This is a genomic window from Streptococcus sp. ALY_208 (assembly GCF_058314295.1).
This window is the reverse complement of record NZ_JBZFUI010000003.1, coordinates 21,868-45,848: the sequence shown is the minus strand read 5'-3', so window position 1 is coordinate 45,848 and position 23,981 is coordinate 21,868. Positions and strand designations below refer to the sequence as shown.

The window sequence follows — 23,981 nt, the reverse complement described above, 5'->3', positions numbered from 1 at the left end:
ATAATGAAGGCATTATGGAAAATTCAAATATAAGAGTGATTGCTCAGAATTTGGGCATTAAGATGGATCAGGTTCAATCAGTTTTGAACTTGACCCAAGAAGGCAATACCATTCCATTTATAGCACGTTACCGTAAGGAAATGACAGGCAATCTAGATGAAGTGGTGATCAAATCTATTATTGATACGGACAAGTCTCTGACAGCTTTGTCTGACCGAAAAGAGGCGGTTTTAGCTAAGATTGAGGAGCAGGGGAAACTGACGCCCGAGCTCAAAAAAGCTATTGAGACTGCTGAAAAATTAGCTGAGGTTGAAGAACTCTATCTCCCTTATAAGGAAAAACGCCGAACCAAGGCGACAGTGGCGCGTGAAGCAGGGTTAGCAGAGTTGACTCGTTTACTATTGCAAAATGCCAGCGATCTAGAAGCTAAGGCTGCTAGCATGACTAGCCAGGCCTTTCCAACTGTACAAAAAGCCATATCAGGTGCTGTAGATATTCTTATAGAAGTACTATCAGAGGATAATCGCTTGCGTTCCTGGACCTATAATGAAATCTGGAACTATAGCTCATTGGTATCCATTCTAAAAGACCAAACCCTAGATGAAAAATCAATTTATCAAATTTACTATGATTTTTCTGAAAAGGTAAAGGACATTCAAGGTTACCGAGTTTTAGCGCTCAATCGTGGAGAAAAACAAGGTGTTCTAAAGGTTGGATTTGAGCACAATCTAGACAAGATTATGCGTTTTTATCAAGCACGCTTCAAGGTAAGAAATGCTTATATTGACGAAGCCATCACAAAAACGGCTAAGACGAAAATTATTCCTGCCATGGAGCGTCGAATTCGAACAGAGTTAACCGAAAAAGCAGAGGACGGTGCTATTCAACTTTTCTCCGAAAATCTCCGTCATCTCCTCTTGGTCTCTCCTTTGAAAGGAAAAGTGGTTTTAGGATTTGATCCTGCTTTTCGGACAGGTGCCAAACTAGCTGTAGTGGATGAAACAGGTAAGCTTCTCACGACTCATGTTATCTACCCTGTTCCCCCTGCCAGTCAGGCTAAGATTGCAGCCAGTAAAAAGGAACTTGCGGAGCTTCTTCATAGTTTCAAGGTAGAAATCATTGCTATTGGAAATGGGACTGCCAGCCGTGAAAGTGAAGCTTTTGTCGCAGAAGTGCTTCAAGATTTTCCAGAGGTATCTTATATTATTGTCAATGAGAGTGGAGCTTCTGTTTATTCTGCGTCTGAGCTAGCCCGTCAAGAGTTTCCTGAGTTGACAGTAGAAAAGCGTTCGGCCATCTCCATTGCCCGTCGCTTACAAGATCCTCTGGCTGAGCTAGTGAAAATTGATCCTAAGTCTATTGGTGTTGGTCAATATCAGCATGATGTTAGTCAGAAAAAACTATCTGAGAATTTGGACTTTGTCGTTGAAACTGTGGTGAACCAAGTTGGCGTCAATGTTAATACAGCTAGTCCAGCCTTATTGAGTCACGTCGCTGGACTTAATAAGACAATTTCAGAAAACATTGTCAAATATCGTGAAGAAAATGGGCAACTAACCTCTAGGCAAGAGATTAAAAAAGTCCCCCGTTTAGGGGACAAGGCCTTTGAGCAGTCAGCTGGTTTCTTGCGGATTCCTGATTCCAAAAATATCTTAGACAACACAGGAGTCCACCCAGAGTCTTATCCGGCGGTCAAGGAGCTATTTCAACGTCTTGGAATCGTAGACCTAAATGAAGAAGCTAAGACAAAATTGAGTCATATCGATATTGCCCAGACAGCCAAAGACTTAACTATTGGTCAAGAAACGCTTAAAGATATTATTGCTGATCTACTTAAGCCTGGTCGTGATTTACGTGATGATTTTGAGGCACCAACCCTTCGTCAAGATGTTTTAGATCTCAAGGATCTTAAAATCGGTCAAAAATTGGAAGGAACAGTCCGCAATGTTGTAGACTTTGGAGCTTTCGTAGACGTTGGTGTACATGAGGACGGTCTTATTCATATTTCAGAAATGTCCAAGACCTTTGTCAAACATCCCAGCCAGATCGTTTCAGTCGGTGATATCGTGACAGTCTGGGTTTCTAAAGTTGATGTCGACCACGAAAAACTTAATTTATCATTGGTGGCCCCTCGTGAATCTTAATGACTATGTAAAACGTATTTCAAGGGAAGATTTCGGTCTTCCTTTTAATCATTGGGCTGTTTGGAATCCTCGTCTACGTTCGACTGGAGGCCGCTTTTTTCCAAAGGATGGTCATATTGATTTTAATCCCGCTATGTACGAGGAGTTTGATAAAACTATTTTTCGTGGTATTGTCCGACATGAACTTTGTCATTATCATCTCTATTTTGCAGGTAAAGGTTATAAGCATACTGACACGGATTTCAAACGATTGTTGAAAGAGGTGGAGGGCTTACGCTATGCTCCTAAGAGGCTACAAAGTTATAAGTACCACTATATCTGTCAATCCTGCACCCAGACCTACCAACGTCAGAGAAGAGTCAATACGAATAAATTTCGTTGTGGCAGATGCCAAGGCAAGCTAATCTTGTATAAGGAAGGTTAGTTGAAGGGACAATTTTGTTTTTAAGTTCTAAAAGGGCGACCCAACTGGATCGCCCTTTTAGAACTTAAATAATGGGAAAGAAAATAACATAGTTAGTCAACATCAATAACATCTGCATCTTTGCGACGCCGATGGCTATCCTGATAGTGACTAGTACTCTTAGTATCCTTGTAAGGAAGGAGTATAGCCAGCAAGAGATAGAGAAGGATCGCAAAGCCATCTGTAATAAATGCAAAAATAACATATAAAACACGAACAATAACAATATCCCAGCCAAACTTATCTGCGATACCTGCTAAAACACCACAGATAAGACGACCACGCCGTAATTTATAGAATTCAGTCATAACTTCCGCCTCTCTTGCTAAGCAGTAGTTGAAAAGAAGGTCCTGTTACCCCTACTTTCCTAACTCTATAAGTATTATACTACCTCTAGCAACAAAGGACATCAGCCTCTAGGCTGATTATTTCGTAGACATCTTAAAAAATTTCTTTTTCAGGGGTTCCATGGACATTGAGGCTATAAAAATTGTGTTATAATAAGCCTATTAAAAAAGAAATGAGAGTGCTTATGACAGTTACTGTTGACATGCTAGCTAAGAAAGTTAAGCTAGAAGCTGTTTTTACTAAGCCAGAACATTTAACAAAGGAAATCACCACGTCAGATATTTCTCGTCCAGGTTTAGAGCTGACAGGTTACTTTGATTACTATGCACCTGAGCGTGTCCAGCTTATGGGGATGAAAGAATGGTCTTATATGATGGCCATGACTTCTCATAACCGTTATTCAGTTCTCAAAGCAATCTTTCGCTCCGAAACACCTGCCTTGGTTGTCGCACGTGATCTAGAGATTCCACAGGAGATGCTTAAAGCTGCAGAAGAAGAGGATACTCCCATTTTTCAATCTCATCAAGCGACTTCTAGCATTGCTGGTGAGATGTCCTGGTATCTTAATTCATGCTTAGCAGAACGAACGAGTGTCCATGGTGTTCTGGTTGATATTTACGGTATGGGAGTACTTATCCAAGGTGACTCAGGTATCGGCAAGAGCGAGACTGGATTAGAGCTGGTCAAACGTGGTCACCGTTTGGTTGCAGATGATCGTGTGGATATTTATGCCAAAGATGAAGAGACCTTATGGGGGGAACCAGCTGAGATTTTACGCCATCTGTTAGAAATTCGTGGGGTTGGGATTATCGATATCATGAGCCTTTACGGAGCCAGTGCTGTTAGGAATTCTTCTCAAGTACAGCTCTCTATTTATCTAGAAAATTTTGAGCAAGGTAAGGAATTTGACCGTCTAGGAAATGGCAATGAGGAAATTGAACTGCAAGGAGTTAAAATTCCTAGAGTTCGCATTCCCGTTAAAACTGGTCGTAATGTCTCAGTTGTTATCGAAGCGGCAGCCATGAACCATCGGGCTAAGCAGATGGGCTTTGATGCCACCAAGACCTTTGAGGACCGCCTAACCAATCTGATTACAGAAAATGGTGCTGACTGATGGCAGCTGTTATTGATCCAATCGTTTTTCAATTTGGTCCTATAGCGATTCGCTGGTACAGTATCTGTATTGTAACAGGGATGATTTTAGCAGTCTGGTTGGCAATACGGGAAGCCCCTCGCAAGGGAATGACCTCCGATGATGTTCTGGATTTTATGCTCCTTGCCTTTCCTATCGCCATTTTAGGGGCTCGCCTCTACTATGTTGCCTTTGAATGGCAATATTATCAAAATCACTTTGATGAGGTGTTAGCTACTTGGCAAGGAGGGATTGCTATCTATGGTGCTCTGATAGCAGGAGCTCTGGTTATGCTAATCTTTTCCTGGAAGCGAAAAATCAATGCCTATGATTTTTTAGATATTGCTGCTCCTGGAGTCATGCTGGCCCAGAGTTTTGGCCGCTGGGGGAATTTTTTCAACCAAGAGGCTTACGGACGGGCAGTAGCCCATCTGAATTATCTACCTAAATTTATCCAAGATCAGATGTACATTGACGGCAGTTATCGTCTTCCCACCTTCTTGTACGAATCTTCATGGAACTTACTCGGCTTCCTCCTAATTATGGTAGCTAGACGCCGCCTTAATTTATTAAGACGTGGTGAAGTTGCGTGGTTTTATCTTATTTGGTATGGATCAGGCCGCTTTGTCATTGAAGGATTACGTACAGATAGTTTAATGCTAGGTAGTCTACGCGTCTCCCAATGGCTGTCTCTATTACTCATTTTGCTAGGGCTTAGTTTGACAGTTTATGGTCGAAAAAGTCTAAAACAACCCTTTTATAGTCATCCATCGTCACCAAAAAATATAAAGGAGTAACACATGATCGAAATTTCAGTATTATTGATTGCCTTGGCTTTTATTGCTTTGGTTATCTATCTTATTATTTTTCTTAATAAATTAACTCAAACCTTAGATGATACTAAGCGAACCATTAATGTTTTGACATCAGATCTAGATGTCACCTTGCACCAAACGAATGAATTAGTAGCGAAAGCTAATATTTTAGTTGATGATATCAATGGCAAAGTAGCGACTATTGATCCCCTCTTTGAGGCGGTTGCGGATCTCTCCCTCAGTGTGTCAGATTTAAATACTCAAGCACGTGGTCTAGGAAAGAAAGCAACAAATGTTGGCTCAGGAGCAGCCAAAGTAGGAACAGCTGCAACAGCTCTACGCTTTGCTAGTAAATTATTTAAGAAAAAAAGGAGATAGCGGTATGGGAAAAGTTATTAAAACATTGGTAACAGGAGTAGCTGCAGGAGCAGCTCTAGGCTATGCCTTATCAACTCAAAAAGGTAAGGAAATCAAAGCCAAAAGCATAGAATTAGCCCAAGACTATAAAGAAAACCCTCAAGCCTACCATCATCTGGCCAAGCAAAAATTTGCAGAAGCTGGAGATCTGGCTAGTCATACTTTCCAAAGCTACAAAGAAAAAATTGAAACAGGTGAGCTAACAGCAGATGATCTGGTGGCAGCTGCAAAAGAAAAAGTGCTACAAGCAAGCAGCCTTGCAACAAATCATGCGCAAAATTTAAGGCAAAAAATCACTTCCAAGAAAGATCAAGAAGTCCCATCGCAAGAAGTGGAAACAGCGCTAGAAGAAGCAGATAACAGCGATATTATTATCGACTACGAGGCTGTAAAAAAAGAAGAGACAGATGACTAGATAATAAAAAAAGAAGCCTTTAAAGGCTTCTTTTTTTATTTTTTCATAGATAAGATAAATGTAGCTACCGTAGAAGTGATAGCGACAGACAAGAGAATAGCCAGTGTAAAGGCTACTAAAGTACCGAGACCAAGACTTAAAAAGAGAAAGCTTAGTAGTACTGATGAGATGCAAAAGAGTGTGATACGAGCAAAAAAGAGTAACTCTCTTAATTTAGCACTTTGCGTATCGACTTCGTAAAATTCTTGATAACTAGGTTGATTGGCTTGGTCTTGATGGATATAGCGATCTTGATCGTCTAGTATACGATAATCGCGTTGGCCTTGGGCAGACATATACAAGACTCCTTTCGCTTTAGATTTTAATATCTTAGCCGATTTAGAGGTCAGAAAAGATTATAAAATGTTCTAAGAATGATGCACACCATTCCTTATTTCTGGATAATTCTATCATAAAAATTGAATCCTGTCAGTAGATTTCACAAAATTTGCTAGAATTGAAAGGAAAATTAGATAATTTTAATAATCAAGCTGACGGAGGCCTGATAATTGGGGTAAAATTTGCTATAATAATGACATTATGGAAGACATTATTATAACAGCAACAGCAGACAGTGTACAACAGGCTAAACAATTATTAGAAATCGGCATTGACCGCATTTATATAGGTGAGAAGGCTTTTGGCCTTCGCCTTCCTAAAACATTTTCAGATAAAGAATTACGAGAAATTGCTGATTTGGCACATGCTGCAGGCAAGGAGGTGACCATAGCAGTTAACGCCTTGATGCACCAGGGAATGATGGATGCCCTACCAGAATATTTAGATTTCCTAGAGCAAATTGGTGCTGACTATATCACAGTAGGAGATGCTGGAGTGATCTATATTTGCCAGAGAGACGAGCGTCCCTTTAAGATCATCTACGATGCCTCGACCATGGTAACCTCTAGCCGTCAGATTAACTTTTGGGGTAAGGTTGGTGGTGTTAAGGAAGCTGTATTGGCTCGAGAAATTCCTTCTGCCGAATTATTTGCAATGGCGGAAAATTTGGAAATACCAGCAGAGATCCTTGTCTATGGAGCGAGTGTCATTCATCACTCTAAGCGCCCTTTACTGCAAAATTACTACAACTTTACCCATATAGACGACGAAAAATCTCGTCAACGTGACCTTTTTTTAGCAGAACCAAATGATGGGAATTCTCATTATTCCATCTATGAGGATAATCATGGCACCCATATTTTTGCTAACAACGATATTGATATGATGATGCACTTAGATGAGTTGACAGCGCATGGCTACACTCACTGGAAGTTAGATGGGATTTACTCGCCTGGCGATAATTTTTTAGCTATTGTCAAGTATTTTGTCGAGGCGCGTGATCTCCTCATGGCAGAACAGTGGAGCAAAGAAAAGGCTGAAAATTTTGATAAGGCCATCCATGAGCTCCACCCCATCAATCGAAATCTTGACACAGGGTTCTATGACTTTGATCCTGAGTTAGTGAAATAGGAGGATATTAGAGATGTTTTATGCCTATTTGCGTGGTCTAGTTTCTTTTTTGCTTTGGGTCATCAACGGTAATGCGCATTATCATAATCGTGATAATATCCGCCATGCTAAAGATAACTATATTTTGGTATCTCCTCATCGGACTTTTTGGGATCCTGTTTATTTGGCTTTTGCAACCAAGCCAAAACAATTTATCTTTATGGCCAAAAAAGAACTTTTCAAAAATAGAATTTTTGGCTGGTGGATTCGCATGTGCGGGGCTTTTCCGATCGATCGTGAGAATCCAGGGCAGGAGGCTATCAAGTATCCAGTTAAGATGTTAAAAAATAGCCAACGATCTTTGATTATGTTCCCGAGTGGTAGTCGTCACTCTAATGATGTAAAAGGGGGAGTTGCTGTCATTGCTAAGATGGCCAAAGTTAAGATTCAACCAGCAGTTTACAGCGGTCCTAGATCTTTATCTGGCTTATTGAAGGGTGAGCGGATCGATATGAACTTTGGTCCTGCTATAGATATATCTGATGTTAAACGTCTAAACGATGAAGGGATTGAGACCATCGCTGATCGGATTAACCAGGCCTTTGAACAATTAGATAAGGAAAATGAAATTTATAATAGCCACAAAAAGCTCAATCCCTTGACCTATATTTATCGTCTTCCCTTAGGGATCCTTGCAATAGTATTGATTCTGTTGACGCTCTTATTTAGCTTTTTAGCAAGTTTTATTTGGAATCCAGAAAAGCATCTCAAATAATAGGAGTAGCCTCTGAATCATTTTGGCTTTATCTATGATAAAAAAATTAGGAGCTTGCTCCTAATTTTTTTTATTTTTTACGGATAGATAATTAGAGGATAAGATCTATGAAAAATGAATCTCTATTTTTAAGTTTGGTCTTGCTATTACTGGGTCTGCTGACTCTTATTTTGGGGGTAATTTAAAATGATCAGAGAATGGATTGATTGGTTAAAAGAGCGTAAAATACTTCTAATACTCTTAGGCTTGGTTGTGGTTTTATTAATGGGAATGGCAAGTAATCTTGGTAGCCATAAAAATTCGGAAAGTTTGACAAGTTTGTCTTCTATACCAACAGCGAGTTCTAGTCTAGCTGCTAATTCTAGCAGTAAACAGGGGATGGATATTGTGGTTGATGTTAAAGGAGCAGTAAAGCATGAGGGTGTCTATAAATTACCATCAGAGAGTCGAGTAACAGATGCGATTGCCAAGGCGGGAGGATTTACAAAAGAGGCGGATAAAAGGTCTGTCAATTTAGCTCAAAAATTAGAGGACGAAGCTGTTATTTATGTCGCAAAAATAGGAGAAGAAGTAGCCTTGCCCTCACAAGATCAGTCTGGTTCTCAACATTCAGGAGAACCTGGGAGCAGTAGTGATAAGGAAAAGGTCAATCTAAATACTGCAACAGCACAAGAACTACAGACTATCCCAGGTATCGGGGAAAAACGAGCTCAAGATATCATTAACTATCGAGAAGAAAAGGGTGGCTTCACTCAGGTAGAAGAATTAAAAAATATTTCAGGCATCGGTGATAAAACCTTCGAAAAGATCAAAGATGAGGTAACGGTGTGATAACCAACCTTAAAATTCAGCCGATTTATTTGGCTATTCTAGCTATTGTGACTTGTTATTATATTATAGTGGGTTATCATTTCCTACTGGTTTTAATCATAGGTCTTGTTTGGTTTTTGTTTAGACAGTTATCATTAAAATCAGCTAGTAGGATCCTCATCATTTGGTTCGCTTTTATAGGCGCATGGTATGGCTATCATCACTACAGAATTCAGCATTATCAGACGGCACCAGAAATAGTCAATGATATAAGAATTATTCCAGATACGATTCGTATCAACGGTGATCAGCTTAGTTTTCTTGGACAGACTGGAAATCGACGTTACCAGGTGTATTATCAGTTAGAGAATCGAGAGCAAAAGAACTTTTTTGAAAAATTAGATACCCCTTTAGATTTGCAAATTTCTAGTGAGGTGGAGGAAGCAAGTCCGATTAGAAACTTTAATGGCTTTAATTATCGCTCCTACCTCTATTATCAAGGAATTGACAGGGTAATAACGATTACTCGTATAAATAAGGTCACTCGACCCAAGCGCCTGAGTAATTTTGAACGGTTACACAAATTAAGACGACAGGCGCTTTTATATTGTCAGCAATCTTTTCCAAAACCAATGTCAAACTACATGACGGGTCTCTTACTAGGGGAATTAGATAGCTCTTTTGATTCGATCAAGGAGCAGTACAGAGATCTAGGTATTGTTCATTTGTTCGCCCTTTCAGGGATGCAGGTAGGATTTTTTATCGCCTTATTTCGTAGATCCTTGCTGCGTATAGGATTACGAGACGACTGGGTTGACTATAGCCAAGTGGTTTTTTCAGTTTTTTATGCTGCTATGACAGGATTTGCGGTCTCAGTTATCCGTAGCCTGCTTCAGGCTATGTTCAGGAGATTTAATATTAAAGGACTCAATAATTTATCCTTGAGTATAGGTGTGATGTTTTTCATTCAGCCTTACTTCTTGATGACAGTTGCTGGTGTCCTGACTTATGCTTTTGCTTTTTTGATGGCTATTTTGAACACAAATTATCTGGTAAATTTTTTTGAACAAATTCGTGAAGGCGCTAAATTATCTATGGGAACTTTACCGTTATTAACATTTGTATTCAGTACCTTTCAGCCTTTTTCTATTATCCTAACACTAGTATTTTCCTTATTATTTGATTACGTGCTGTTACCATTATTATTGTCGGCCTTTTTCCTGCGTCCTTTATTATCTATGGATATTTTTAATGGATTATTTGTTTGGTTGGAGAAAATCATTGGTTTCTTATCCTCTTTTTTGATTAAACCGTGGATAATAGGTAAACCAAGCCCATTTATTTTAATAGTTTTGATAGGATTACTGTCTGTTTTATACGAATTATGGTCGAAAAAGTTAGTACGTTGGCTTTTATTATTTTTAGTTGGTCTCGTTTTTATAAGTGTTAAGCACCCTTTAACGAATGAGGTTACTATGATTGATGTAGGACAGGGAGATAGTTTATTGATCAGAGATAGCTGGGGGAAGACCCTTCTAGTTGATACAGGAGGACGACCAGAGCTTAAGAAACAAGAGCCCTGGAGGAAGCGCCAGTTGTCCAGTAATGCTTCTAAAACCCTAATTCCTTATCTAAAGAGCAGAGGAATTTCTCAGTTAGATCAGGTTTTACTAACGCATAGTGACAGTGATCACACAGGAGATATAGATGATTTAGCAAAGGAAATAAAAGTGAAGGAATTTCTAGTAAGTCCAGGTAGTCTTACAGACCATGCGTTTAAAAAGAGACTGGTGCGTTTAAACATTCCTGTTAAAATTTTAAGAGCAGGTGACAGGTTGCCTATCATGGGGAGCCATTTGCAAGTGCTCTCACCTTGGGAAGTGGGAGATGGCAGCAATAATGATTCTGTGGTCCTTTATGGAAAGCTACTAAACCAGCATTTTTTATTGACAGGAGATTTGGAGAAATCAGGCGAGGAAGCCTTGATGGCTCGTTATCCGAATTTACCGGTAGATGTCTTAAAGGTTGCTCATCATGGATCGAAAGGATCCTCTAGTCAGATGTTTTTAAATAAAATATCACCCAAGATTGCATTAATATCTGTAGGTAAGGATAATCGATACCATCACCCAAACCAAGAGACTCTAAAGCGTTTGCAAGCAGTTGGAAGTCATATTTATCGTACAGATCAACAAGGTGCCATTCGTCTTATCGGTTGGCGACAGTGGCGAATTCAAACGGTTAGAAGGGATTAATGGATAAGTATTTTTTAATAGGATTGCTATAAGATTGAATTTAATGGTGAATTATGCTATTCTATGAACATCTATTTTATTTAGGAGATCATTATGTTTACAGCTTATTCTCAATATTGGAAGAACATGTTGGACTTTAAAAGTCGATCAAAACGCTCGGAATTTTGGTGGCCATTTTTAATCATTAGTATTTTCCGAATTAGTTTTTATCTAATGCTATTGCTTTCATTGCTGTTACCATTCTTCAGAAGACAAGAAGAGTTGAAAGAGGCTGCTCTTTCAGATGAAGGTCTAACTATATGGTCTAATTTGTCCCCAGGCATTATTTTTGTGATAGTGGTTTGGGTTCTATTAGAACTTGCCCATATTTTACCTGGTCTTACAGTGGCTATTCGTCGCCTCAAAGATGCCGCTTTTCATTGGACTTTTAGCTTTTTATTTGTGGCTTCCTACATTTGCGGTCTCGTGGCAGTTCTTACTCCATCAGCCGCTTTGCTATGGTTTATCCTTGCGGGTATTGCTATGGCACCGGCAGTAGTTCTCTGCGCTTTTCCAAGCCGTGAAAAAGCGGTGAAGCCAGCTGTTCCTACTTATGTACAAGCTCAACCTCAAGTGACTCCAGTAATGCCAAATGGCACAATGGCAGCACCTGGTGCTAGGCCGTTAGCGCCAACGCAAGCAATGCCCCAACAGCAACCTATGCAGCCTCAGGGACAACCTTCCTTTGCTCAACCGCAAGCTGCTGCTCAACCTTCTCAGTTCCAAGGAATGCCTCAACAAGCAGTTCCTCAGCCAATGGATCCAGTAGCAGGGATGCCACAAAATCCACAAAATCCACCGCAAGGGTAGGATATCGGTAATCTTTAATACTGTTTGTAAGTTTTAAAAGACTGAAATAAATGAGAAAAGCTTAGCCAAAGGCTAAGCTTTTTTTATTGATGCTATAGGGGAAAACCTGTGTAGAAATATGCTATAATGGCAACATGATAGCAATTGAAGAAGTAGCAGCAATAACCAAGGAAAAACTTCCTCCGATTACACTGGTTAGTGGAGAGGATTTAGGACAGTACAGTCAGATAAAACAACGATTGTTTGAAAGTATTGGTTTTGATAATAGTGATCTGACTTATTCTTATTTTGATTTTCCAGAATCTAGCTTTGCTGATGCCCAGATGGACTTAGAAAGCTTACCTTTTTTTTCGGATGAAAAAGTTGTTATTTTAGATAATTTAGCGGATTTAACGACGGCAAAAAAATCTTATCTGAATGATAAGGAGCTGCAGCAGCTAGAAGATTATTTATTAAACCCTGTAGCAACAACACGGCTGATCATATTTGCACCTGGAAAGCTAGATGGCAAACGGCGGATTGTTAAATTACTTAAACGAGATGCTAAAATCTTGGAAGCCAAAGAGCTGAAGGAAGCGGAAATCAAGACTTACTTTCAAAAAGTTGCCCACACTCAAGGATTAAGGTTTGAATCACAGGCTTTTGAACAACTACTGATAAAATCTAACTTTGATTTTAGTGATATTCAAAAAAATCTTTTATTTTTAAAGGGCTACAAATCGGATGATCTGGTTAGCTTAGAAGATGTAGTAACGGCTATTCCTAAAACGTTGCAAGATAATATTTTTGATTTGACCCAATTCATACTAAATGGTCGTGTTGAGGAAGCTAGGGAATTGGTGCGTGATCTAAGAATGCAGGGAGAAGACGATATTAAACTATTGGCTATAATGGTCGGACAGTTTCGTCTCTTTCTCCAAGTAAAAATACTATTTCATGAAGGCCGAAACGAGTCCAGTATGCTTACTATCTTATCCGATATACAAGGAAGAAGGATGAATCCTTATCAACTCAGGTTTGCTATCCGAGATAGTAGAAATCTCTCCCTTTCTTTTTTAAAAAAAGCGCTGCAGTTACTCATTCAGACCGACTATGATATCAAACAAGGTAGGTTTGATAAAGATTACTTATTTGATCTAGCTCTTTTAAAATTAGTATCTTGGCAGCAAGCAGTAGATGCTTAATGCTTATCCAGACCTAAGGTATAGGACTAATTCCTTGAAAATTAAGGTGCTTTTCTATAAAATAAGCCTATATATTAGAAAAAAGAAAGAGGTAATCCTTATGGCTATTACTCTACCAGATCTTCCGTATGCTTATGATGCATTGGAGCCATATATCGACGCTGAAACAATGACTCTACACCATGATAAGCACCACGCCACTTACGTTGCTAATGTCAATGCTGCTTTAGAAAAACACCCTGAAATTGGTGAGGATCTTGAGTCCCTCTTAACTGATGTTGAGTCAATTCCAGCCGACATTCGCCAAGCGGTTATCAACAATGGTGGCGGTCATCTTAACCACGCTCTTTTCTGGGAATTGATGTCTCCAGAAAAAACAGAAATTACTTCAGAAGTAGCTGAAGCTATTAATCAGACTTTCGGTTCATTTGAAGCCTTTAAAGAGGCCTTCACAACAGCAGCAACAACACGATTTGGTTCTGGATGGGCTTGGTTGGTTGTTAATGCAGAAGGCAATCTTGAAGTAACTTCTACCGCTAATCAAGATACGCCAATCATGCAGGGTCAAAAGCCAATCTTAGGATTGGATGTTTGGGAACATGCTTACTATCTTAGCTACCGTAATGTTCGTCCAAACTACATCAAGGCTTTCTTTGAAGTCATCAACTGGAATAAGGTTGCTGAACTTTACGCAGCTGCTAAATAATATATTGTTTAAAGCACTCAGGTGCTTTTTCTTTTGTCCTTATTTGTTCAAGTTGCAAAGGGCATCCATCTCATAATAAGATCTTACTCAGACACCTAATTGTAATCATATTTTAAAAAAAATGAAAAAAATAGGCCGTAAGTCTTGAAAAATAGCTAATTTAACTTAAAATAGATATGAGGTAAATTATGTCTAACAAACTTACAATTATTTTGAGTATTATTTTAGCGATTGTCCTTGGATTTCTGGGCAGTTTTTATTTGCAGGATGGAATTGAAACAACTCAGCAAAAACAAGAACTTCAAGCAAATAAGCAAAAGCAGAGAACTGAAAATAAAGTTGTACCGAGGAATAAGTCCGCTAAGGAAAAGCAAGCGGTCATGGAAGCAGATGCTCCAGAGATGGATGCTCTTGGACTTCGTTATGACTATGCCAAACTCAGTTTAGTTGATACGGTAAAAGCTTTTATGACTGAGCAAGGGATTGATGAAAGTCAAGTTGCCTTTTCTTACAAAAATCCTAAGACTAATGAGTCCTTTTCAATGAACGATACTGAGCTGATGACGGCTGGTTCTACCTATAAGCTCCCTTTAAACATGTTGGTTGTTGATGCTGTGGATAAGGGACAGTTTACTTATGAGCAAGAGTTTGACATTACCAAGTTGAACTATGAATATCAAGGCGAGCACGACGCCTATGTTGCTAATTACGGCGGTGCCATGACAATACCTGAGATGCAGTATGGCTCCTTGGTTGTCTCAGAAAATACCCCAGCTTACGGTCTGGCCTCTATTCTTGGAGGGCGTAAGAAGGCTTACAGCCAATTTGATCACTATGGTAAATCTAAGAATAAACAAGTACCTGCCTTTGAAACCAAAGGCAATAAAACAACAACCAGCTACTACATTCAGCTGCTTGATTACCTTTATAAACATCAAAAAAAATATAAGGATGTCCTTAAGTTTATAGGAGAATCCTTCCCAGATGAATACTATAAAACCTTCTTGCCATCTGATTTGACCATTTATCAAAAACCGGGTTATGTTGGAGAGGCCTTGAATGTGGATGCAATCGTTATGGAGAAGAGTCCCTATCTAGTGGCTATCTATACCCGCTATCTAGGAGGATCAACTGAGGAAACAACAGAAGTCAATTCTTATGGTTACAATCAACTAGCTATGCTGACTTATGTCATTAATGAGTGGCACCGTGTCAATATGAACTAGCTCCAATTTCCAGTTTCAAGATGATTTTAGATATGCTATAATAGGGTCACTGTCTTACTTAAAAGTCTATTGGATCATGAAGGAGAAAATAATGACATCTTACCGCGATGCTCAACTGGAAGATATCAAAAATAGAATGTATACCTACCTCACAGTTGTAAGAAATTGGTTCTTGATTTTTCTTATCTTATTCCTAACAGCTTTAGCTTACTGGTGGTTTAATCCTCACAATATCATGGGAGCTGCTTTTAGCTTCACAGCGCTGTTGCCCTTAGCAGCTTTAGGCGTTCAATATGCCAGAGAAAATAATATCTATCGTCAGGAAGCTCCCGCTATCTTGACAGAAGAATTGGATATCGAAACCTATCAAGAAGTCTTAGAAGAAGAAACCCTGGTAACCACTAGGTTCCAAACCAACTGGGATCGTATTATTATTCGCCGTGCTCAATTAGCTTGGCTCAAAGGTGACTTCAAAAAAGCTAGAGAATTTCTAGAAATGATCGCACCTCTCAAGGTGAGAGTATCTGCTAAAGAGCGCACAAGCCTGCTGTTGACTTATTACTTGGTTGACTTTGCTACCAAGGTTTTTGAAGGTGAAGAAGCGAAGAAAGAAATGACCCTGTCTGCTATTAATGATCTGGTCGTCCAAAACGATCAAGAAGAAAAGGAGAAGGCCTTCACAGCTGCAATTATTGAGGCTCTGTCTGCTATTTTGGTCGATCAAGAAGTCCAAGATGATTTAGAGAATCTATCTCCAAGTCATGAATTGGACCAATTACTTCTCGACTACCTGCAAGCAGAAAATGCCTCTCTAAATCACAAAAAAGATGAAGCCAAGAAATTCTATAAGAAAGTAGCCCAAGCCAATAGTTCCCTTTATATGGTTAAAGAAGCTAAGCAGGCAATTAAAAAAATTAAGTAAAAAGAGAGTGGGATGAAAATCAATAAACCGTGAGCACATCACGGTTTTGATTTTCATCGCTCTTTTATTTCTAGTCTCAGGTCTCTGCCGCTTTTCTATTTTTCGGTGACAGGCTTTGGCAGTCTATCCCAGACTGCCAAAAGCCACTGGACTGTTTAAGGAGACGCCTAAAAATAGAAACGCCCCTCGAGATAAAGACTGTCAATCTAGTGAAACCTGGAATAATATTAACGAGTCTGGATTTTATTCCAGACTCCTTTCTCTTTATTTTACAAAATAGTAGCTTTTTGCCGATAACACGATTGCTGGAGTGAAGCTAGAACGAAAGAGAGGACTTATTTTACGAACATAGCATCGCCAAAGCTAAAGAAGCGGTAGCCCTGCTCAATAGCATGCTTGTAAGACTCAAGGACAAATTCTCGTCCAGCAAAAGCTGATACGAGCATCACCAGTGTTGATTTTGGAAGGTGAAAATTAGTAGAAAAGGCATCGACGACTTTGAAGGTGTAACCGGGTTTGATAAAGATGTTGGTCCAACCTGAGTCGGCTTGAATCTCACCACCAAATTTATTACCGATGGTTTCTAAGGTCCGGATAGATGTCGTTCCAACAGCCACTATACGTCCTCCAGCTTTCTTGGTGTCACGTAGGACCTGAGCAGCTTCTTCTGAGAGACTATAGAATTCAGAGTGCATATCATGCTCTTCGATATTATCAACAGAGACAGGTCGAAAAGTTCCTAGCCCAACATGCAAGGTGAGATAAAGCAGTTTCACACCCTTATCTTCAATTTTTTTCAAGAGCTCCTTGGTAAAATGAAGTCCAGCTGTTGGAGCAGCAGCAGATCCATTTTCTTTAGCATAAACGGTCTGGTAGCGCTCACGATCGTCCAATTTTTCATGAATATAAGGAGGTAGTGGCATTTCTCCTAAACTTTCTAAGACTTCAAGGAAAATACCATCATAATGAAATTCAACAACGCGACCACCATGCTCAAGCTCTTGAGTAATAGTAGCTTTCAGTCTGCCATCACCAAAGCTGACAGTGCTACCAAGGCGAAGTCGTTTCGCAGGTTTTGCTAGCACTTCCCACTGATCTCCATCGATATTTTTAAGTAAGAGGAATTCCACATGGCCGTGAGTTTCAGGCTTTTCTCCGTAGAGACGAGCTGGAAGGACACGGGTGTTATTCATGACTAAGGCGTCACCAGGATTTAGCTCGTCAATAATATGATCAAAGTAGCTATCCACCATCGTATGCTTTTCCTTGTCGATAACCAGTAATCTAGAGTGATCTCGCTCTTTTAAGGGTGTTTGGGCAATGAGCTCTTCAGGAAGGTTAAAATCAAAATCATTAGTATTCATCTGTGTCATAGTTCTCCTTTATTTAGCATTCTCATTATACCATGACTCCTAGAATCAATCACCTTTTGCTATAGTCCATGACGTGGTATAATTGGCATGAAGCAAGCTACATGGATAAGCGAACCTTAGCGAGAAGAAAGAAGGAATCCCATGTTAATTAAGACAGTAGACAATCAACTAGAAGGCGCAAGGCTAGCCAAAGATATCTTGAGTCTAGCAATGAAGCAAGGGGCTAAAACAATAGGCCTAGCCACAGGCAGTTCTCCGCTGGCTTTTTATCAAGAGTTAGTCGCTAGTGATCTCGATTTTTCAAAACTGACTTCCATTAATCTTGATGAATACGTTGGTCTACCAGCAGATCATCCACAATCCTACCACCATTTTATGCAGACCCATTTGTTTAGGGCAAAACCCTTCAAAGCTAGCTATCTCCCCAATGGTATGGCTGAGGATTTAGACCTGGAAGTAAAGTCCTATGAGAAGCAAGTAAGAAGACTAGGGATAGATATCCAGATATTGGGAATTGGTCGCAATGGTCATATTGGCTTTAACGAACCGGGGACCCCATTTGATAGTCAGACCCATGTCGTTGATTTGACAGAGAGTACAATTCAGGCCAATAGCCGTTTTTTTGTCAATTCTGACCAGGTTCCCCGTCAAGCTATTTCTATGGGGATTAGTTCGATTCTATCGGCTAAAAAAATCATTCTTTTTGCCTACGGTGAGGAAAAAGCCAGAGCCATAGTTGATACTGTCTGTGGGCCTATAAAGCTAGATGTCCCAGGTAGTATCTTACAAACTCATCCAGATGTCGTCCTCATCCTAGATAGAGCTGCTGCCAGCTTACTACCATCCACTTATGCGAATTGATAAGCTCTTAGGTTTAGCTGGCTATGGATCTAAAAATGCTGTTAAAAAGCTTATACGGAGCCAGCAGGTAACCATAGATGGTCAATTAGTCCGCGATGATAGTCAAAATGCTGATCCGGGCTTGCAGGTAGTAAGAGTAGGGAAGAGGCAAGTTGACTACGAGGCAGAAAGTTATTACTTACTCAATAAGCCCTCAGGTGTTGTGAGTGCTGTCAGTGATAAGAACCATCGGACAGTCATTGATTTGATTGCCAAAGAAGATCAAAGACAAGGACTCTACCCCGTCGGTCGTTTGGATCGTGATACACAGGGGCTTTTATTGCTGACAACTAACGGTCCTCTAGGCTATCGAATGCTTCATCCCCAGTATCATGTTGATAAAACCTACTATGTTGAAGTCAATGGACCCTTACTTTCAGATGCTGAGGATTTCTTTGCAAGGGGAATAATCTTTTTAGATGGTACTAGGACCAAGCCAGCCAATCTTAGGATTTTATCCAGCCATCCAGAATTATCAAAGGCAGAGGTTACGGTATCAGAAGGAAAGTTCCACCAAGTGAAAAAGATGTTTTTAGCTTATGGAGTAAAGGTAACAACGCTCAAACGGATCAGTTTTGGAGGCTTGGAGCTTGGTGACTTGAAATCTGGAGAATATCGACAATTAAATACTCGAGAAAAGAATATTCTAAAAAACTACTTGGGATGAAACCTTGCATATCCTAATGGGTCTGACCTCTAAGACAAAATGAAACTAAGTTATCTGGTCCTTTGACAAAGATAGTGAAAAAGCCAGCTACAAAAGATGGTCGCATTCCGTAAACAAAATGAAAAAACATAGAGAGTTTGGGACAAAAGTGGAAACTCATTTGTCTTGTCCTACTCTCTTTTTTTACGGATAAAATAGGTGAGGAGGACGCTTATGTTAGTAGCTTATGATGCCAAGGGATATTTAATCAATTTGCTTGAGGAATTACCACCTGAGAAACAAAACTTTTTTTGCCCAAGCTGTGGTGGACGCTTAAGGTTAAGGCAAGGGGCGGTCATGCGCCCTCACTTTGCTCATATGAGTTTGAAGGACTGTCTTTTCTATAGTGAAAATGAATCTGCTGAACACCTTTCTTTAAAGGCTCTGCTTTATCAAGCCTTAGTAGTACAAGAAAAAGTTGAAGTGGAGCGAGTGATCCCCCAAATAAAGCAGGTTGCTGATCTCATGGTAAATGATCATCTGGCTCTGGAAGTACAGTGCAGTCGTTTGTCATCAGAACGCCTGAGAGCACGAACTAAAGCCTATCACCTGCATGGCTATCAGGTGCTTTGGTTGCTAGGGAAAAAATTATGGCTCGGTAAAAGACTAGCACCCCTGCATCGTGATTTTATATATTTTTCAGAGAATATGGGCTTCCATCTGTGGGAATTGGATCTTGCAAAGAAGACTATTCGATTAAAATATCTTATTTACGAAGATTGGCATAACCAGGTTCACTATTTGGTTGAAGAGTTCCCTTTAGGGAAAGGACTTATGGATTTTTTCCGCCATCCTTTTCGCTCTCAAAAAATGTCATCCTATCAAGTAGCGATGGATCGAGACCTACTCAGCTACATTCAAAAGCAACTGATAGCTAGAAATCCCAAATGGATGCGTCGCCAAGAATGTGCTTATAATAAAGGAGAGAATCTTTTGACGAAAAAATTGGAGGATTATTTTCCTCAAGTTCGCTTTCCTAAAGGATCCTTTGCTCAAATCGACAGAGCCTTAGACCCGTATGAGGACCAGTTTTTGGACTACTATAAGAGCCAAGCTATGCAGGATATCCAAGTTTTATACCCGCCAAAATTTTATGCTAGAATAAGATCAAAGTGAATTTAGAAAGTAGTAGGGATAGTATATAGCCCTGCAAGAGGTAGCACAATGTCTAGCAATCGTGAGCATATTGATCCCAAAAGACAGTGGGACTTGACGAGTATTTTTGCCAGCGATCAAGATTGGGAAACAGAATTTTCTCAGCTTTCTCAAGATCTTGATCAAGCATCGCATTTATCCGGCCGTTTATCTCGCTCAGCTAAAGATCTTCTTGAGGTAACAGAAACCTATTTAAACTTATCTCGCAGACTAGAAAAACTGTATGTCTATGCTTCGATGAAAAATGATCAAGATACTACAGTGAGTACCTATCAGGAGCTACAGTCCAAAGCGTTTAGCTTATATGCACATTATGCTCAGACCTTTTCGTTTTTTGAACCAGAGTTGTTAGAGCTTCCTTCGGAGACTTATCAAACCTTTTGTCATCAAGAGGCGAATCTTGGCCTTTACCACCATTTTTATGAGAAAATTTTCACCCAAAAATCTCATGTTTTATCTCAACGTGAAGAAAATCTTCTAGCTGGTGCCCAAGAGATCTTTGAGGCTGCAGGTGGAACTTTTGAGATCTTGGATAATGCAGATGTCTTGTTTCCTATGATCACTAATGAAGAGGGGAAAAGTATTGAGCTGACACATGGTAACTTTATCACCCTAATGGAGTCGAAAGACCGTGGGCTCAGACAGAGAGTCTATCAAGCCTATTACAGTATCTATCAACAGTTTCAGCATACTTATGCTAAAACGTTAGCAACTAGCGTTAAGCAGCATAACTATACTGCCAAGGTGCATCACTATGACTCTGCCAGGCAAGCTGCCCTAGCCCATAACTACATTCCTGAACAAGTCTACGAACAGTTGGTGTCTACAGTTAACGACCACCTTTCTCTTTTGCAGCGCTATATGAAGTTGCGACAGAAAATTCTAGGGTTAGAGCAATTAAAAATGTATGACCTTTATACGCCCCTGTCTGAGCTGGACCTCTCTCTGACCTATGAAGAGGCCATCGCTAAAGCTGAAAAAGTACTAGCTGTTTTTGGCCCGGAGTACCAGAAAAATCTCCACAAGGTCTTTCATGAACGATGGATTGATGTGGATGTTAATAAAGGCAAGCGCTCAGGTGCTTATTCTGGTGGATCTTATGATACCAATGCCTTTATCTTACTAAATTGGCAAGATACGCTAGATAATCTCTATACACTTGTTCATGAGACTGGGCACAGTATGCATTCAGTATTTACACGTGAAAATCAACCTTATGTATACGGTGATTACAGCATTTTCTTAGCAGAGATCGCCTCAACGACCAATGAAAACATCTTGACGGAAGTCCTGCTTAAGGAAGCCAAGGATTCTAAAGAACGCTTTGCTCTGCTCAATTACTATCTAGATAGTTTTAAGGGAACAGTCTTTCGTCAGACTCACTTCGCTGAGTTTGAACAGGCCATCCACCTCGCTGATGCAGCTGGAGAGGTTTTGACCAGCCAGTATCTCAACGATCTCTATGCTGAACTCAATGAGAAGTATTATGGATTAGCTAAAGAAGATAACCCTGAAATTCAGTACGAGTGGGCCCGGATTCCTCATTTTTATTACAATTTCTATGTTTATCAATATGCGACAGGATTTGCAGCAGCCAATTATTTAGCACAAAAAATTGTCCATGGAAATGATGATGATAGACAGCACTATCTCGATTATCTTAAGGCTGGTAGCTCAGCCTATCCCCTTGAAGTCATTGCTAAAGCTGGTGTTGATATGACCAAGAGTGATTATTTAGAATCAGCTTTTAAAGTTTTTGAAGAAAGACTGACAGAGTTGGAAACTTTGGTTGAAGAAGGTATCCATAACTAAGATCTGATAGCCTTTTAATCAGCTTGTAGGAAGGTCTTGCAAGCGATACGCTAAATAATTTAGGAAATAAGTCTGTTCTATAGCCTTCTTGATAAAAATACTTAAAGCTATATAAGAAGATTGCCCTATCTAAAACGTTTACATGACTAAAATACTGATAGAGGCGCCATTTTTATGGTACAATGTAAAAGCTAAAATTTTATAGAGATACAGAGGAAAACATGTCAAAACTCAGAGAAGATATTCGTAATGTTGCCATTATTGCCCACGTTGACCACGGTAAAACAACCTTGGTCGATGAGCTTTTAAAGCAGTCGCAAACCTTAGATGCACGTAAAGAGCTTGATGAGCGTGCTATGGACTCAAACGACCTTGAAAAAGAGCGTGGTATTACGATTCTTGCCAAGAATACAGCCGTTGCTTACAATGATGTCCGAATCAATATTATGGACACACCAGGTCACGCCGACTTTGGTGGTGAAGTTGAGCGGATCATGAAGATGGTTGATGGTGTCGTACTGGTTGTTGATGCCTACGAAGGAACTATGCCACAAACTCGCTTTGTTTTGAAAAAAGCCTTGGAGCAAAATTTGACGCCAATTGTTGTGGTTAATAAAATTGATAAACCAGCTGCCCGCCCAGCAGAAGTTGTGGATGAAGTTTTGGAACTTTTCATCGAACTGGGAGCAGATGACTCTCAACTTGATTTCCCGGTAGTCTATGCGTCAGCTATCAATGGAACATCCTCAATGTCTGATGATCCAGCTGATCAAGAAGCTACAATGGCTCCAATCTTTGACACTATTATCAACCATATCCCAGCACCTATTGACAATTCAGAGGAACCTCTGCAGTTCCAAGTATCCCTGCTGGATTATAATGATTTTGTTGGACGTATCGGTATTGGACGTATCTTCCGTGGGACAGTAAAGGTGGGTGATCAAGTAACCCTCTCCAAACTCGATGGTACAACGAAGAATTTCCGTGTTACTAAACTCTTTGGTTTCTTTGGGCTGGAGCGCCGTGAGATCGAAGAAGCCAAGGCCGGTGATTTGATTGCCGTTTCAGGTATGGAAGACATCTTTGTCGGTGAAACAGTTACCCCTACGGATGCTGTAGAACCCTTGCCAGTCCTCCATATTGATGAGCCAACCCTTCAGATGACCTTTTTGGCTAACAATTCGCCTTTTGCAGGTCGAGAAGGGAAGCACGTAACTTCTCGTAAAGTTGAGGAACGCCTTTTAGCTGAACTTCAAACAGATGTTTCTCTCCGTGTTGATCCGACTGATTCACCGGATAAATGGACGGTCTCAGGTCGTGGTGAGCTTCACTTGTCCATTCTCATTGAGACCATGCGTCGTGAAGGCTATGAGCTTCAAGTATCCCGCCCAGAGGTTATCATTAAAGAAATTGATGGGGTTAAATGTGAACCGTTTGAACGGGTTCAAATCGATACACCAGAAGAATACCAAGGTTCTATCATACAAGCCTTATCTGAACGTAAAGGTGATATGCTGGACATGCAGATGGTTGGTAATGGTCAGACACGTCTGATATTCTTGGTTCCTGCGCGTGGTTTGATTGGCTTTTCAACCGAATTTCTATCGATGACACGTGGCTACGGGATTATGAACCATACGTTTGATCAGTATTTGCCAGTCGTTGCTGGTGAAATTGGCGGACGTCATCGTGGTGCCTTAGTTTCTATTGATACTGGTAAAGCGACAACTTACTCTATCATGAGGATTGAGGAGCGTGGTACGATTTTTGTTAATCCAGGTACCGAGGTTTATGAGGGAATGATCGTCGGTGAAAATGCCCGTGAAAATGACCTTGGTGTTAATATCACAACTGCTAAACAAATGACCAACGTACGGTCTGCAACCAAAGATCAGACAGCTGTCATCAAGACTCCTCGTATCTTGACTCTAGAAGAATCTCTCGAGTTCTTAGATGATGATGAGTACATGGAAGTAACGCCTGAGTCTATTCGCTTGCGTAAACAAATCTTGAACAAGGCTGAGCGTGATAAGGCTAATAAGCGTAAGAAAAAGACAGCTGAGTAATGGTGTTCTTACTTCTGGTA

General features: G+C 40.1%; 23 protein-coding genes. 20 read left to right on the top strand and 3 right to left on the bottom strand.

The genetic code is table 11. The annotated features are described in order from the left end of the window. Nucleotides 1-14: 14 nt before the first annotated feature. Together AC4HAI_RS03705 and AC4HAI_RS03700 are read left to right on the top strand one after the other, a co-directional pair. Complete coding sequence (locus AC4HAI_RS03705) at nucleotides 15-2,144, top strand: Tex family protein (RefSeq protein ID WP_491078861.1); 2,130 nt, start codon at nucleotides 15-17, stop codon at nucleotides 2,142-2,144. Continuing rightward, nucleotides 2,134-2,568 (top strand): SprT family protein, encoded by a 435-nt coding sequence (locus AC4HAI_RS03700; protein WP_491110489.1) that lies wholly within the window; start codon nucleotides 2,134-2,136, stop codon nucleotides 2,566-2,568. The genes AC4HAI_RS03705 and AC4HAI_RS03700 overlap by 11 nt, the downstream gene beginning before the upstream one ends. Nucleotides 2,569-2,660: 92 nt before the next feature. Here AC4HAI_RS03700 and AC4HAI_RS03695 read toward each other — a convergent pair whose 3' ends face one another. Then, nucleotides 2,661-2,915 (bottom strand): PspC domain-containing protein, encoded by a 255-nt coding sequence (locus AC4HAI_RS03695; RefSeq protein ID WP_491078863.1) that lies wholly within the window; start codon nucleotides 2,913-2,915, stop codon nucleotides 2,661-2,663. A gap of 224 nt (nucleotides 2,916-3,139) precedes the next feature. Here AC4HAI_RS03695 and hprK point away from each other — a divergent pair, with 224 nt between their 5' ends. The 4 genes from hprK to AC4HAI_RS03675 are packed head-to-tail and all read left to right on the top strand — an operon-like array spanning nucleotide 3,140 to nucleotide 5,734. Continuing rightward, nucleotides 3,140-4,069, top strand: coding sequence for an HPr(Ser) kinase/phosphatase (hprK, locus tag AC4HAI_RS03690; protein WP_491078864.1), 930 nt, complete (start codon nucleotides 3,140-3,142; stop codon nucleotides 4,067-4,069). Beyond that, nucleotides 4,069-4,884 carry a prolipoprotein diacylglyceryl transferase gene (gene lgt, locus AC4HAI_RS03685; RefSeq protein ID WP_491110487.1) on the top strand — a complete coding sequence of 272 codons (816 nt, stop codon included), beginning with the start codon at nucleotides 4,069-4,071 and terminating at the stop codon, nucleotides 4,882-4,884. Before hprK ends, lgt begins: the two co-directional genes overlap by 1 nt. Nucleotides 4,885-4,887: 3 nt before the next feature. Next, nucleotides 4,888-5,280, top strand: coding sequence for a DUF948 domain-containing protein (locus tag AC4HAI_RS03680; RefSeq protein ID WP_491078866.1), 393 nt, complete (start codon nucleotides 4,888-4,890; stop codon nucleotides 5,278-5,280). A gap of 4 nt (nucleotides 5,281-5,284) precedes the next feature. Next, nucleotides 5,285-5,734 carry a YtxH domain-containing protein gene (locus AC4HAI_RS03675; RefSeq protein ID WP_491078867.1) on the top strand — a complete coding sequence of 150 codons (450 nt, stop codon included), beginning with the start codon at nucleotides 5,285-5,287 and terminating at the stop codon, nucleotides 5,732-5,734. Nucleotides 5,735-5,769: 35 nt separating this feature from the next. Here the strand turns inward: AC4HAI_RS03675 and AC4HAI_RS03670 are convergent, their stop codons facing one another. After that, nucleotides 5,770-6,069: a DUF3270 family protein gene (locus AC4HAI_RS03670; protein ID WP_491078868.1), complete on the bottom strand. Its 300-nt coding sequence runs from the start codon at nucleotides 6,067-6,069 to the stop codon at nucleotides 5,770-5,772. Nucleotides 6,070-6,313: 244 nt separating this feature from the next. Between AC4HAI_RS03670 and AC4HAI_RS03665 the strand changes: the two genes are divergently transcribed. From AC4HAI_RS03665 to AC4HAI_RS03625, 9 genes are all read left to right on the top strand, one after another. Then, nucleotides 6,314-7,243: a peptidase U32 family protein gene (locus AC4HAI_RS03665; protein WP_491078869.1), complete on the top strand. Its 930-nt coding sequence runs from the start codon at nucleotides 6,314-6,316 to the stop codon at nucleotides 7,241-7,243. A gap of 13 nt (nucleotides 7,244-7,256) precedes the next feature. After that, nucleotides 7,257-7,997, top strand: coding sequence for a lysophospholipid acyltransferase family protein (locus AC4HAI_RS03660; protein WP_491078870.1), 741 nt, complete (start codon nucleotides 7,257-7,259; stop codon nucleotides 7,995-7,997). 186 nt (nucleotides 7,998-8,183) lie between these two features. Beyond that, nucleotides 8,184-8,828: a helix-hairpin-helix domain-containing protein gene (locus tag AC4HAI_RS03655; protein WP_491078871.1), complete on the top strand. Its 645-nt coding sequence runs from the start codon at nucleotides 8,184-8,186 to the stop codon at nucleotides 8,826-8,828. After that, nucleotides 8,825-11,062, top strand: coding sequence for a DNA internalization-related competence protein ComEC/Rec2 (locus AC4HAI_RS03650; RefSeq protein ID WP_491078872.1), 2,238 nt, complete (start codon nucleotides 8,825-8,827; stop codon nucleotides 11,060-11,062). The genes AC4HAI_RS03655 and AC4HAI_RS03650 overlap by 4 nt, the downstream gene beginning before the upstream one ends. A gap of 93 nt (nucleotides 11,063-11,155) precedes the next feature. After that, nucleotides 11,156-11,911: a DUF805 domain-containing protein gene (locus AC4HAI_RS03645; protein WP_491078873.1), complete on the top strand. Its 756-nt coding sequence runs from the start codon at nucleotides 11,156-11,158 to the stop codon at nucleotides 11,909-11,911. A gap of 134 nt (nucleotides 11,912-12,045) precedes the next feature. Next, nucleotides 12,046-13,095, top strand: coding sequence for a DNA polymerase III subunit delta (gene holA, locus AC4HAI_RS03640; RefSeq protein ID WP_491078874.1), 1,050 nt, complete (start codon nucleotides 12,046-12,048; stop codon nucleotides 13,093-13,095). Between the two features lie 100 nt (nucleotides 13,096-13,195). After that, entirely contained in the window at nucleotides 13,196-13,801 is a 606-nt protein-coding gene (gene sodA, locus AC4HAI_RS03635; RefSeq protein ID WP_491078875.1) for a superoxide dismutase SodA, read from the top strand. Nucleotides 13,802-13,989: 188 nt separating this feature from the next. After that, nucleotides 13,990-15,027 carry a serine hydrolase gene (locus AC4HAI_RS03630; RefSeq protein ID WP_491078876.1) on the top strand — a complete coding sequence of 346 codons (1,038 nt, stop codon included), beginning with the start codon at nucleotides 13,990-13,992 and terminating at the stop codon, nucleotides 15,025-15,027. A gap of 88 nt (nucleotides 15,028-15,115) precedes the next feature. Next, the gene (locus AC4HAI_RS03625) at nucleotides 15,116-15,949 is read left to right on the top strand and encodes a hypothetical protein (protein WP_491078965.1); all 834 of its coding nucleotides are present in this window, start codon (nucleotides 15,116-15,118) and stop codon (nucleotides 15,947-15,949) included. Nucleotides 15,950-16,284: 335 nt separating this feature from the next. Here the strand turns inward: AC4HAI_RS03625 and queA are convergent, their stop codons facing one another. After that, a complete protein-coding gene (gene queA, locus AC4HAI_RS03620) occupies nucleotides 16,285-17,313 on the bottom strand; it encodes a tRNA preQ1(34) S-adenosylmethionine ribosyltransferase-isomerase QueA (RefSeq protein ID WP_491078966.1) in 1,029 nt (342 codons plus the stop codon). Between the two features lie 150 nt (nucleotides 17,314-17,463). Here queA and nagB point away from each other — a divergent pair, with 150 nt between their 5' ends. The 5 genes from nagB to typA all read left to right on the top strand — a co-directional run bounded on the left by nagB (nucleotide 17,464) and on the right by typA (nucleotide 23,961). Beyond that, the gene (gene nagB, locus AC4HAI_RS03615; RefSeq protein WP_491078877.1) at nucleotides 17,464-18,183 is read left to right on the top strand and encodes a glucosamine-6-phosphate deaminase; all 720 of its coding nucleotides are present in this window, start codon (nucleotides 17,464-17,466) and stop codon (nucleotides 18,181-18,183) included. Beyond that, on the top strand, nucleotides 18,173-18,889 hold the full coding sequence (locus tag AC4HAI_RS03610; RefSeq protein WP_491078878.1) for a pseudouridine synthase: 717 nt from the start codon (nucleotides 18,173-18,175) through the stop codon (nucleotides 18,887-18,889). The genes nagB and AC4HAI_RS03610 overlap by 11 nt, the downstream gene beginning before the upstream one ends. 213 nt (nucleotides 18,890-19,102) lie before the next feature. Continuing rightward, a complete protein-coding gene (locus AC4HAI_RS03605; RefSeq protein ID WP_491110485.1) occupies nucleotides 19,103-20,044 on the top strand; it encodes a competence protein CoiA in 942 nt (313 codons plus the stop codon). A gap of 48 nt (nucleotides 20,045-20,092) precedes the next feature. Further along, complete coding sequence (gene pepF, locus AC4HAI_RS03600) at nucleotides 20,093-21,895, top strand: oligoendopeptidase F (protein WP_491110483.1); 1,803 nt, start codon at nucleotides 20,093-20,095, stop codon at nucleotides 21,893-21,895. 221 nt (nucleotides 21,896-22,116) lie between these two features. Next, nucleotides 22,117-23,961: a translational GTPase TypA gene (gene typA, locus AC4HAI_RS03595; RefSeq protein ID WP_491110482.1), complete on the top strand. Its 1,845-nt coding sequence runs from the start codon at nucleotides 22,117-22,119 to the stop codon at nucleotides 23,959-23,961. Nucleotides 23,962-23,981: the final 20 nt, after the last annotated feature.